This is a genomic window from Synechococcus sp. RC10A2, from assembly GCF_047502605.1.
Map to the genome: position 1 here is coordinate 21,697 of NZ_JANSHP010000108.1, position 11,779 is coordinate 33,475.

Consider the following 11,779-nt stretch of genomic DNA (forward strand, 5'->3'; position numbering starts at 1 on the left):
CGCCGCCGAGGGGGATTGTATCGGCAGAAGGCCGCTTTGGGCCGTCGCCCACAGGGCTTTCCCTACACCCCCTGGGCCACAGCCGGCAAACCCACGCGGGCCCGAAATTGCCGCGCTGCCGTCAGCGCTCCATAGGGATCCCCTTTGTAGAGGCCGTAGTGCATCAGGGACAGGCGCCGCAGCCCCAGTTGCGACACCTCCTGCAGCCACTCCCGCCGGCTCATGATGGCAAAGTCCACCTGGACCGTGTCGGCCCGACCGCCGTTGGGGTGCTTGTCCTTAATCGATGGCTCGTAGTGGGCCAACATCAGGTTGGAGTGGATGGGGGCAAAGAGATGGCAACAGAGGCGGATCTGCTCAGGGTTGCCCGGATCCGGCCCGTTCAGCTCTGGGTTAAACTCCCCTGGCCGCCGCTGGCGCATGGACTGGAAGGCGATCCCGTCCATCCGGCTCATCGTCTCGGCAAAAGGCTCCACCATGCTGCGCCCCGACCCGCGCTGGGGATCGTCGAAGGTGGCAATCCACCCGCCCCAACAGAGGGCCACTTCGGCCTCTGGCAAACGCTCCTTGATGGCCTGGCGAGCTCTTAGGACGTTGCGCATGAGAGCCTGGTAGTAGGGGGCAGTGTCGGCGTTGTAGGTATCGGCAGGGATCCGCCAATAGGAAAACTCGGTGGCCAAGCTCCAGTAGGTAGGGCGGCCTTGGGGGTTGGCTTGGGCAATATACCCCGCCAGCTCGGCTACGTCTTGGATAAACTGCTGGGAGATGTGGTAGTCGCCGCAGGGGCGGTGGGTGTCGTCTTCCCAGGTGATGATGTGCAGGCTGTAGCCCCGCTCAAACCACTGCCGCAGAAGCCCGGCCTGGTGCCAGTTGCGCCAGAAGGAGAGATCCCCCTGGCGGTGGTCAAAGCTGTTGAGCCAGCCGCTCAAGAAATGGGGATCCCACCCCTGCGCCACTGCCGCCACCTGCGGATCCGACTCAATCTCCCAGAGAAAGCGACCGGGATCCTCGCCAATGCCCACCTGCCAGCGGGCCAGCAGCTCTGACAAGTTCATGCTTCCCGTCTCGGCATTTTCCGGGCTGCGACTCCCCTGCTGACTCAAAAACTCCTGGCCACAGCCGGCAACCCCATAGGCAGCCAGCAGCGCTCCGCCCGCTTGCAGCACCTGTCGCCGCTGCCAGGATCGTCTCCTTTTCATCTCCTCTCCTCCTGCGGTTCCTCTTGGTGTTGGCGAGCCCACAGCCGCACTTGGGGGGAGCTATAAACCTCCCTGAAGCCCGGCAGCCCCTCAAAATTGAGCTCAGGCCAAAATTGCAGGATGCGATCGGCGCTCCGCAAGGGATCCGCCAGCCCCGCTACCAAGAGGTAGTCCACCCTTTCCTGGGGATGCTGAAGGGCCAGGGCAAACTCGTACTGGTGAGGAGTAAGGAAAGAGCGGGGATCCCTTGCCCAAAAGATAGCCTCAAAGTGGATGTCGTCGTCCACCAGCACCCTCTCGCCGGGCAATAGGTGGCGACGGAGATATTGCCCCACCTGGCGCTTTTCCTGGCGCTGTCTTCGCCATGTTTCTAGAGCTTGCCCGCTAGGAGTTACTTCGTACAGGTCTTGGGCAGCTTCTAACTGGGGGCTTATGGGTGCTACCTCTGCCACCAGTCGCTCCCAGAGATCCCGCTCTTCGGCTACCAAGGGCGCCCAAAAACCCGACTCTTGGCTTAGCCCATAGCCGGCAGTCAAGCAGTTCAGCCCCAAGAGAGCAGTGATCAACAAGCACTTAGCCCAACGGGGACCAGCTCCACGAGCGAGGTAGGCGCTCATCCCAAGAGGCAAGGGTACCCAGAAAACAGCAAAACGGCATAGCTCTGGCAGAAACAGCCCTTGCCCTAGGGAAGCTAAGAGGATCACCAGCGGCGTCCCCCAGATCAAGATCCAGACGCAGCGGCCCGAACCGTGACCCAACAGGGATCCCATCCCCAACAGCAAATAGGCAGGAGCCAGCAGCGCCAGCCACTTTCCCGCTTCAAGCAGCCCCCGCCAGCCACCTACCTGCTGTAAGTCTTCCCGCAACTGGGGCAGCCGCAGGCCACTGCCCACCTGAAAGGTAAAGGCCCAGGGATCCCCCACCGACAGCCAGTTGACGTACAGCCAGCTCAGGATCAAGGCCAGACTGACAAAGCCTGCCACCAAAAGCGAAGCCCAGCGAAACCCCCAGGATTCGCGGCGAAAAGCCAATAGCAGCGCTATCGCCAGCCAGGGCAGCAGCCAGCTACTTTCCCAGCGCAGCACCATCAGGGGCCCCAAGGTCAGGCCAATGAGCAGCAGCCGCAGCGTAACGGTCAGCTCGTCCTTCTCCGCCGCTCGTCTCTCCTCGGCCAGAGGGAACAACAAAGCCATGTTCACCCCCAGCAAAAGCGAGGTAGCTGTCCAGGCGGGGCTACGCAGCAGCATCAGGATCAAAGCTGGCTGCAGCAGCAGCAACAAGCCCCACAGCCAGCGCCACCCCAGGCCGGCGGGCAGACGGCGCAACTGTTGCCCCATCCAGCCCAACAACAGGGCTCCCAAAATGGCCTGCAGCAACAGCGGCGATCGCCCCAAAATGGCCGTGGCCAGCACCAGGGAGGGGGGGAAAGTGGTGCCGACAATGGGCAGGCGCGGATCCGGCCCCAGGGCGGCTACGGATCCCTTGTAGCCAAGAAACTGCATCTCCAGGCTCACCCAGCCCCAGCCTTCCTTCAGCCCCCACAAGAGACCAGCCAGGAGCAGCAAGGGGATCCCTACCGGCGCAACGAGCCTCCAGAAGGCTTTAAGCTGAGTTGCAAACATAGATGCTTCACGAACAAACTTAGCTAAACTTCACAATTAGTTCTAGGAGACTTGAACACCTCATCGAATCCCAAGGAGTGACTTAATGCCAACAAGTTTCAGAAAAACTATTTGGGATCGATGGACGTGTTTTGGGATCCCTACAAAGCTAGACTAGTTTTCCCTTTTTTGAGGCGTTTTTTCTACGCATTTTGGCGTATTGGGTTCAGCAAGATGGTCGATGAACAGTGGCCGGGCTGCAGGTGAAGATAGGGAAGTCTTTGAACTGGAACAAGGTGTGACCTCAATGCTACAGTCTGTGCGGGACATGAACGACGCGGCAATTCCGGCGCTGGAGCTTTTGCCCTCCCAGGCTGAGACCCGCCCCTGGGGCTCCTTCTGCGTCTTGGATGAAGGCCCGATGTATAAGATCAAGCGCATCGAGGTCAAGCCCGGCCATCGCCTCAGCCTGCAGATGCACTACCACCGCAGCGAGCACTGGATCGTGGTTCGGGGTACGGCGCGCGTCACCCGGGGCGAGGAGGTAATGCTGCTCAACTCCAACGAATCCACCTACATTCCCCCCTGCACCAAGCACCGCCTGGAAAACCCCGGCACCATTCCCCTGGTGATCATCGAGGTGCAGAACGGAGAATACCTGGGCGAGGACGACATCGTGCGCTTCGAGGACGACTACGCCCGCGCCTAGGCCAGTTCCTGAGCGAGAGGGCTCTCCTGTGGCCAATTGATAACTATTGCGCCATATACTTCTAAAAGCTTGGCAGTTGCCCCTGCTTTGGGTCTAGGCTTTTTTTGTCGTCGGGGCAGGTTCTGGGGATCCAGCAAATGGCTGAGGTGAGGCAGGCAAGAAGGCGGTGGGGATGGCTGGTGGCCGGCTTGCTCTGCTGCGTGCCGACCCAGGCAGTGGGGGCGGAGCCTCTTTCTTTCCAGAGGCTGGGCTACGAGCGTTCGGTGCTGCTGCAGGGATCCAACCCGCGCCTGGATGTCACCGTCCCTGCGCCCATCAACGGCATCGACCCGGAAGCCAGCTTTGTCCAGTTGCGCCTGGATCCCTCGCCGGTGTTGAAACCTACGTCCACGGTGCGGGTGCTGATCAATGACGAGCTGGCGGGTATCTTCCTGGTGCAAGATCTGCGGCAGGAGCCAGTGGTGCGGGTGCCGATCCCGGCCCTGCCCCCAGGGGAGCGCTTCATCACGGTGTCGGTGCAGCCGTTTTTGAGCATCACCGACGACATCTGCGCCGACCTCAACACCGGCAACCTGCTGCTGAGGGTGGGGCGCGATAGCTTCTTTGAGCTGGTGCCCCGCGTGCCCGATGCTACTGTGGCCGGCTTTCTGCGCCTGATGTACCCCCAGCTCACCCTGGTGGTGCCCGCCAACCCCTCTCCTGAGGTGGCGGAAGCAGCTCTGGGCCTGTACAGCTTGCTGGCCCACCTTTTTCCCCAAACGCCCATCCTCTGGAGCAGCCGTCCAGCCAAAGGACCTCAGGTGATTCTGGAACCGGCCAACTTTACCCCCCACCTGCAGCATCAGATTACCCCAGAGGGATCCCGGCTGCGGGTGGCCGCCCGCCGCGAGGCCATTCTTGCCCTCTATGAAGAGTGGAAGCGGGCCGGGCTGGTCAGCCGTGGGATCCAGGTAGCGGCGGTGGCAGACTGGGAGAGGGCCCTCAGGGCCAACCGCCTCAGCTTGCGCGAGCTGGGGATTGTGGATCCCCTGCTGCGGGGGTTTGGCAGCCAGTCTTTGGTCTTCAACTTCAACTTGGCCCAGTTGGGGGGGCGCCCGCGGGATCTGGCAGCGCAACTGGATGTGATCATGAACCCGGTGGATGGCCGAGTGGGGGATCGACTGACGGGCTACGTGTTCTTGAATGGCGTTCTGTTGCGCACCTACAACCTAACCGGGCGCACCCAGCTCAACGAGACCGTTACCCTACCCACCCGCCTGCTGCGCCGCTTTAATCAACTGGAGCTCCGCTTTGACTATGGCGCCAGCCCCGGTAATTGCCAGGGATCCCTGACCCCGCTGACCTTGCAAGTGCGTTCCGATAGCTCTGGCCTTCTCTGGAGTGGCTACCAAGCCCCCAACGGCGAGCTGCAGGAGATCCCGGCGGTGCTGCAGGGATCTGGACGGGTTGGGCTGGGGGATCCCCAACTGCTGCCGGCTGCCGCCTACCTGGTCGGTGCCCTCAGCCGGCTGGCTGCCCGACCCCTGCTGCCCACCCTTGAGGTTTTGCCCAAAGAGGAAGCCAACCTGGAGACGGGGAACTTTGCCTGGCAGGTGATCGTGGCTGGGCCAGATCAGGTGGAGCTTAATAGCCCCATCCGGCTGGGATCCCAGTTTGAAATCATCAATCCCCTCAACCAGCAGGTGGCCTTGGCCGCTCAGCCCCAGGAAAGCCTCGGCCTGCTGCAGTACTTTTTGGTTCAGGGCAGGCCCACCTTGTGGCTGTCTTGGTGGGGATCCGATCCAGCTTTGGCAGAACGCCTCAGCCGCGGCCTTGCCGATCCGCGCAGTCGCCTAGCCAACCAACTGCAGGGAAATGTGCTCACTGCCTACGCTGCCACCCCCCAGCTCACCCAGGTACAGAGTTGGGATCTCACTCCTCAAGGCTATCGGGTGCGCTACCCAGGCCGCTTCAGTTGGCAGCTCCTGTTGTGGCAGTACCGCTACTGGCTGGTGCTGGTGCTGGCTCTCCTGCTGGCAGTAGGGGCCTGGAATACCTACCAACGCTTGGCCCGCCGCCCCGAATCCCCAATCCCCTCGTAGGGGGCTAGTCACGGACTTGCGCTTAAGCCAGACTGAAGCCGAACCCAAACTTCGAGGCCATGCTGCAGTCGATCAAGTCCTGGCTGGTGCAGACAGGCTACCTCACCCGGCAGCAACTGGCGGAAGCCGAGGAGTACCGGGAAGAGGTGGGCTGCTCCTTGCCCAGGGCTCTTTGGAGCCTGCGGGTCATGCACCCCGACAAGTTCGCCGACCTGTGTCGCCAGATTTTGGATCGGCCCAAGCTGCGGGACTGGCTGCTCAAGCACCCCCTGGATCTGGAGCTGCCTTGGCTAGTCGAGCCCGGCGATCTCATACCGGTGCGCTTTTTGCCCTGTGGCTGGCTCAACCCGCAAACCGTTGTCGTGGCCACTGAAGAGCCGGGCTACCCCGGCGTTTGGCAGGCTGTGAAACGCCTGTGCCCAGGAGTGGAAAAACTCTGGGAGATCCCGGCCACTGAAAAGCAGATCCTGACAGTTATCCTCGAACGCAAGCTTTCTGCCGAACTGCTGGGCAGTCGTCTCACTCTGGAGCAGTGGCAGCAGGCTTTGGACATCCGCCGCCGCACTGGATCCAACCTGGGGCAGGTGCTGACCCGTCTGAGCTATCTCTCGACTCCCGAGTATCTCAGCATCCTAGCCCATCTGCTGGGCTATCCTTCCGTCTCGGAGCTGATGGGGACAGGGCTGCTTTACCGCGACGAGAGCTTGAGCCGCCAGTTCGAGCCCGAGCTGATGATGCGCCACCTCTTCTACCCCTTGACCTGGACGGATGAGAACACCCTCACCGTGATGGTCAATGACCCCCTGGACTGGGCGGTGGATGAGCTGCTCTACAGCTGGCGGCCAGGGTTGCGAATTGAAAAAGTTCTGGGCACCGAGCAGGATATCACGCAACTGCTCAGCCAAGACCAGGGATCCCGCTTCAGCCAAGAGGCAGTCTACAAGCTGCTGACCCGTCTGCCGGAGGAATCGGCCTCGCGGGTGTTTACCCCCTCCCAAATTGCGGTCGGCTATGGCCTGCTGCTGCTGTTGCTGTGGGGGTTGGCCACTGCTCCCTGGACGACTCTAACGATCTTGGTGCTGCTGATCAATCTTTTTTACGTCGCTTCGATCCTGTTCAAACTGCTGCTCAGCCTAGTGGGATCCGCCGATCGCTTCCACCAGATCTCCGATGAGGAAGTGGCCGCTTTGGATGATCACGACTTGCCTATCTATACCATCCTGGTGCCGGTCTACAAAGAGCCAGAAGTGATGCCAATTCTCATCAACTCCCTCTCCAAGCTGGACTACCCCCATGAGCGCTTGGATGTGATCATCTTACTGGAGGAAAACGACCAGGCCACCATCGAAGCTGCTCGGGCCGCCAAGCCCCCCCGCTATGTGCGCCTGCTCATCGTGCCGGATAGCAAGCCCAAGACCAAGCCCAAAGCCTGCAACTATGGCCTAGCCTTTGCCCGCGGCGAATACCTCACCATCTACGACGCTGAGGATATCCCCGACCCCGACCAACTCAAAAAAGCAGTCATTGCCTTCCGAAAAGGGGATCCCAGCTTGGTCTGCGTCCAGGCTGCTCTCAATTACTTCAACCGCAACGAGAACTTCCTCACCCGCATGTTTACGCTGGAGTATTCCTACTGGTTTGACTACCTCCTGCCAGGCTTGGAAACTCTGAAAATGCCCATCCCCCTGGGAGGCACGAGCAACCATTTCCGCACCGACCGCCTGCGGGAATTGCAGGGATGGGATCCCTTTAACGTTACCGAAGACGCCGATCTAGGCATCCGCGCTAGCCAGCACGGCTACACGGTGGGGGTGATCAACTCCACCACCTACGAAGAGGCCAATTGCGCCCTCAAAAACTGGATCCGGCAGCGCTCCCGCTGGATCAAGGGCTACATGCAGACTTGGCTAGTCCACAACCGCCACCCCCTGCGCTCGTTGCGCAAACTGGGCCTTAAAAACTGGCTGGCCTACCAGTTTTTCATAGGGGGCAGCTTCTTGACCTTCCTCACCAGCCCCATTATGTGGCTGCTCTTTTTCTATTGGCTGCTCACCCGTGCTCATTGGCTGCAAAACATTTTCCCCAGTTGGCTGATCTACCTAGGCTTGTTCAACCTCCTGGTAGGAAATGCCATCGGGATCTACTTGAACTTGGTGGCTGTCTTCCGACGCGGCTACTACGATCTGGCCTTCTATGCCCTGCTCAACCCCATCTATTGGCAGCTCCACTCCATCGCAGCCTATATGGCCCTGTGGCAGCTTTTTACCAAGCCCTTCTACTGGGAGAAGACCGTCCACGGCATAAGCAAGTTTACCCACGCCAAAGTCCAGGAAGCCACCCAAAAAGCAGGCTAGGCTGCTGACTTGGCTTTCCAAGCCGTGGGGGCGAAGTTAAGGACAGCCGGCGCCCCTTTAGAAGCTGTAGTCCGAGTCTACGATCACAGCACAACCACTGGGGTGGAGACAGCTAGCCATGATCACCTTGACAGAAAAGTTGCCCTCGTAGGGCGCCTGCACGATGGGGAAATCGTCCAACAGTTCGTCTGCAGCCACCACCTGACCGCTGGCATCGTAAAGCACCAGATCCACATCGAAGCAATCCTGGTCGCACTGCGCCCAGATGTTTTCACCTTGGTAGAAGTAGCCTGTAACTACGGTCGATTGTCCATTAAGAAGCCACAAACTACGGCTCTGAGCCCAGGCGGCAGCACCCCCGACAACCGCGGCTGCCCCTATCAGGCTTGCCATCAACCAGCCCCGCACCGAAGCCATAGGCATGCCCTCCTTACTGAAGAACGGAGAAAGAATGGATTTGGCTACAGGGATCCACCTCAACACCCACACTCTAGCAGCCAACTCTGTTTCTCCCGAATGATCCAGATCACGTTAAGGATCCCATGTTGAAAATCGCAAAAAAGGGATCCCGACCAGAGCGGGGATCCCTTGATTTCGATCAGAGTAGGGTGGATAAAATCTGCCTAAAGCCCTCTATTTTTCTAGGCCGGAGCTGTCTAGCTCCTCACTGGGGCAGAATCAGTTCTCCGCGGCGTCCCAGGGGATCGGTCAGAACACTGCCGGTGGGGCCTTTGATTTGAATGGTGCAGCGGCTGCCGGACACTTCGATGACGTTGTAGTTAGGCACTGCCAGCTCCAAGAAGCGCAGGTTGCCCGTTGTTACGCCAGGGATCCCGCTCACCTCTGGATTGGCAGGGTTCACAGGGGCCAGAAAGCCATTCACAATCCGGTAGTAGAGGCGGCTGGCGTTGGGGATCCCTAGGCGATTCCCTTCTTCATCGATGCTTAAAGCGGTAACACTCCGTCCCGTGGGGCCAGTCCATACTTCCCAAATGGGGTTGCTGCTGCCGGGGTTGACCTGGCCGATGAAGCCAGCATGGTTGTTGCCGGTTAGGAACACCACGTTGCGGATGTTGTTCTGCTCGATAAAGTCGATCACCTCCTGCCGCTCCAGCCAATAGCCCTCCCACACGTCGTTGGAGCGGAAATAGGTCACTGTGATGGGAAACTCGCTGACGATGAACTTGTAGGTGGCAGTGGAGTTGCGCAGGCCGTTGAACAGCCACTGCTTCTGCGGCTCTCCCAAGAGGGTGCGCGGCGTGCGGCGCAGCAGGTTAAACAGGGCTTGCTCGGAGCCGGGTGGGCCGAAGAAAAGGGTTTCCTGTTCGGGCGTGAGGCGAATGCCGGCCAGCTCCAAAAAACGCTGCCGGGTCAGGCCGGGAGGCAAAATGGGCAAAATGGGGGTGACCGCCGCCAAATCCCGGTACTGGCGCAGATCCAGGATAAAGACTTCGGCATTGGCCCCGTAGCGGAAGCTGCGAAACAGCCGATCCCGGCTATCCACACCGGCCACATCTGTCAGGTTGGGGGTAATGGGGTTGTATTCAAAAAAGGCTTGGTAGCCGAGCACCTTGAGATCTTCCACATCGCGGGTTTGCCCGGTGGTGTCGTTGAGCTGGACGGCGCGGCCGCCGCGGGCCTTCTGGCCGCTGTAGTTGTCGATTACCTCGTGGTCATCCCAGTTGACGACAAAGGAGGTACGACTGAACAGTTGCGGGAACTCCGGCCCGGCATACTTGGGATCCCGCTGATCCCGATAGAGGCTGCGGTAAAACTCCAGGTTGCCGATGGGATCCAGCCCCAGCCAAAAGCGATCCGCGTAAACGGTGTCGCCGTTGAAGGAGATGAAATCGATATCGCCGCGGTTAACCTCGGCCAATAGGGCTGCCCCAATGGGAAAAGGAGGCTCATTGGCGCAGCTAATGTGCAAGAAGCGGATGGGCCGCCCATCGCCCGCAGCCGGCAGGGTGCGGAACTGGCCCACAGGGCTGGTAAGCCCCTCGCTGACAAAACGGTAGAAATAGCGCTGCGCCGGCCTCAGGCCGGTAACGACGGCCCGGGCAATGTAGTCGCCCGGCTCGGTGCGGTAGTTGCGACCGGCCACGCGGCGGGCAGTCAGCGAAACCTGCTGCAGAATGGGGCTGAACTCGGCATTTTCCGCCACCTGCAGCGTCACAGGCACCGTATCCACGCTGCTGGCCGGCACCACCCGCGTGGAAAGCACCGCCCCCTCAGCGGTGGGATCCCCGGCAAACACCCCTTGGGGAAATCCGGGCTCTCCCAGCGGCGGGATGGAAGAACTGGAGTTGCCCCCACAGGCGGCCAGGGCAGCTGCCCCACCGCCAAACATCAGCAACTGCAGGAAAAAGCGACGGGAACGCAGGGAACTCATACAGCTAACCTCGGCGACGCAGGCAAATGTAAAGGGATCCGCAACAACAGCCAACCGCCCTCAGTCAAGCATTTTTGCGCCCAAACTGAGGTTGTGGGCCGGTGAAAACTGGGTTAGCTTCTGTTTAAGAACGCCGACCTCCGTGCGCCGGCTTTTCACAACCCTTGCTGAGAAGGCTAAAATTCCATTAAGGTTTTTTGCTTTTTGGCTCTGTTTTCCGGTTTTGCGTTCTAGAACCTCTTGTTGACCCAAGGAGGGATCGTCGTGGCTACGGAGACTCTGGTTAAGCCTTCTGTAACCCCGAAGCACATGCCCATGTACCGGGTGTTGCTGCACAACGACGATGTCAACACCATGGAGTACGTGGTGCAGGTGCTGGTGAAGGTGATCCCATCGATGCTGCCGCCGCAAGCCACCGAAATCATGCTGGAAGCCCACAACAACGGCGTTGCTGTGGTCATCGTGGTGCCGCGGGAGCATGCGGAGTTTTACTGCGAGCAGTTGCGCCAGCACGGCCTCACCAGCTCGATCGAGCCGGAACGCTAACTAGGAGCGGGTTGGGTGGGCCTGCAGATTGCCAGACTAAAAGCTTTTCCATTTCCGCTGCGCCTGTTGCTGTTTTTGGGGATCCCCCTTTTGGCCTGGCTGCCGTGGGTCGGCCTAGGGGGGTTTTTCTTTGGGCGAGAGTACCTCTGGCTGCCGCTGTATGCCCTGCTGCTCCTTTGGCTGTGGCTGTGGGGATCCGGGTTTGCCGCCTATGGCTTAGACAAGAGTTGGGCCTGCCGGGCTGGGATCCTCTGGGGCCTGGGGATGGGTGTTGGCGGGCTTTTTCTGCTCTTTGGCCTAGAGGGTGCCCTGGGCTGGCTGAGCTGGCAGCCGGTGGCAGGGGGATCCCTGCTCGGCTATGGCTTGCTGGGGTTAGGGGTGGGCCTGGCGGTGGCGCTGGCGGAAGAGCTGTTGTTCCGCGGTTGGCTGCTGCAGGAGATGGCCTTGGACTACGGCTGGACAAGCGCTCTGTGGGGATCCAGCCTTCTCTTTGCTTTGGCCCATTTCTTAAAGCCGCTGGCGGAGATTCTCGCCACCTGGCCCCAGTTTCCGGGGCTATGGCTGATGGGCTTGCTGCTGGCCCAGGCCAAGGTGTGGAACCAAAACAAGCTAGGACTCAGCCTGGGGCTGCACGCCGGCTGGGTGTGGGGCATCACCTGGGTCAACAACTTGGCTTGGATCGAATACACCGGCAAAGCGCCAGAGTGGCTCACCGGCATCGGCGGCAACCCGCTGGCCGGCTTGATGGGCCTGTTCTTCCTAGTCGGCACCTTCCTGGTTCTCAAGAGGTTGGCTGCCGGCAGAAGCTGAGCAGCGCCGCAGCATCTCCCCTCTCCCTGAGGGAGAGGGGCTGGGGGTGAGGGCCGCCATCGAGGTCGAGACAACTGAAGATTCCGG

At 60.4% G+C, this 11,779-nt stretch carries 9 protein-coding genes; 5 read left to right on the plus strand and 4 right to left on the minus strand.

Translation table 11 applies throughout. The annotated features are described in order from the left end of the window. Positions 1 to 62: 62 nt before the first annotated feature. Together NW848_RS15290 and NW848_RS15295 are read right to left on the minus strand one after the other, a co-directional pair. Positions 63 to 1,199, minus strand: coding sequence for a hypothetical protein (locus NW848_RS15290; protein WP_414508811.1), 1,137 nt, complete (start codon positions 1,197 to 1,199; stop codon positions 63 to 65). Further along, entirely contained in the window at positions 1,196 to 2,821 is a 1,626-nt protein-coding gene (locus tag NW848_RS15295) for a hypothetical protein (RefSeq protein ID WP_414508812.1), read from the minus strand. Before NW848_RS15295 ends, NW848_RS15290 begins: the two co-directional genes overlap by 4 nt. Positions 2,822 to 3,128: 307 nt before the next feature. Between NW848_RS15295 and NW848_RS15300 the strand changes: the two genes are divergently transcribed. From NW848_RS15300 to NW848_RS15310, 3 genes are all read left to right on the plus strand, one after another. Beyond that, positions 3,129 to 3,509: a cupin domain-containing protein gene (locus NW848_RS15300; RefSeq protein WP_346426066.1), complete on the plus strand. Its 381-nt coding sequence runs from the start codon at positions 3,129 to 3,131 to the stop codon at positions 3,507 to 3,509. A 137-nt stretch (positions 3,510 to 3,646) separates the two neighbouring features. Then, positions 3,647 to 5,590 (plus strand): cellulose biosynthesis cyclic di-GMP-binding regulatory protein BcsB, encoded by a 1,944-nt coding sequence (locus NW848_RS15305; protein ID WP_414508813.1) that lies wholly within the window; start codon positions 3,647 to 3,649, stop codon positions 5,588 to 5,590. Positions 5,591 to 5,649: 59 nt separating this feature from the next. Next, positions 5,650 to 7,944 (plus strand): glycosyltransferase, encoded by a 2,295-nt coding sequence (locus NW848_RS15310; RefSeq protein WP_414511352.1) that lies wholly within the window; start codon positions 5,650 to 5,652, stop codon positions 7,942 to 7,944. A 57-nt stretch (positions 7,945 to 8,001) separates the two neighbouring features. On the opposite strand, the gene NW848_RS15315 is transcribed toward NW848_RS15310, so the two are convergent. Then, the gene (locus NW848_RS15315) at positions 8,002 to 8,367 is read right to left on the minus strand and encodes a hypothetical protein (protein ID WP_414403029.1); all 366 of its coding nucleotides are present in this window, start codon (positions 8,365 to 8,367) and stop codon (positions 8,002 to 8,004) included. Positions 8,368 to 8,608: 241 nt separating this feature from the next. Continuing rightward, positions 8,609 to 10,336 carry an alkaline phosphatase D family protein gene (locus tag NW848_RS15320; protein ID WP_414403028.1) on the minus strand — a complete coding sequence of 576 codons (1,728 nt, stop codon included), beginning with the start codon at positions 10,334 to 10,336 and terminating at the stop codon, positions 8,609 to 8,611. A gap of 264 nt (positions 10,337 to 10,600) precedes the next feature. Here NW848_RS15320 and clpS point away from each other — a divergent pair, with 264 nt between their 5' ends. Beyond that, on the plus strand, positions 10,601 to 10,882 hold the full coding sequence (clpS, locus tag NW848_RS15325; protein WP_011431300.1) for an ATP-dependent Clp protease adapter ClpS: 282 nt from the start codon (positions 10,601 to 10,603) through the stop codon (positions 10,880 to 10,882). 15 nt (positions 10,883 to 10,897) lie between these two features. Next, a complete protein-coding gene (locus NW848_RS15330; RefSeq protein WP_011431301.1) occupies positions 10,898 to 11,692 on the plus strand; it encodes a CPBP family intramembrane glutamic endopeptidase in 795 nt (264 codons plus the stop codon). Positions 11,693 to 11,779 lie beyond the last annotated feature (87 nt).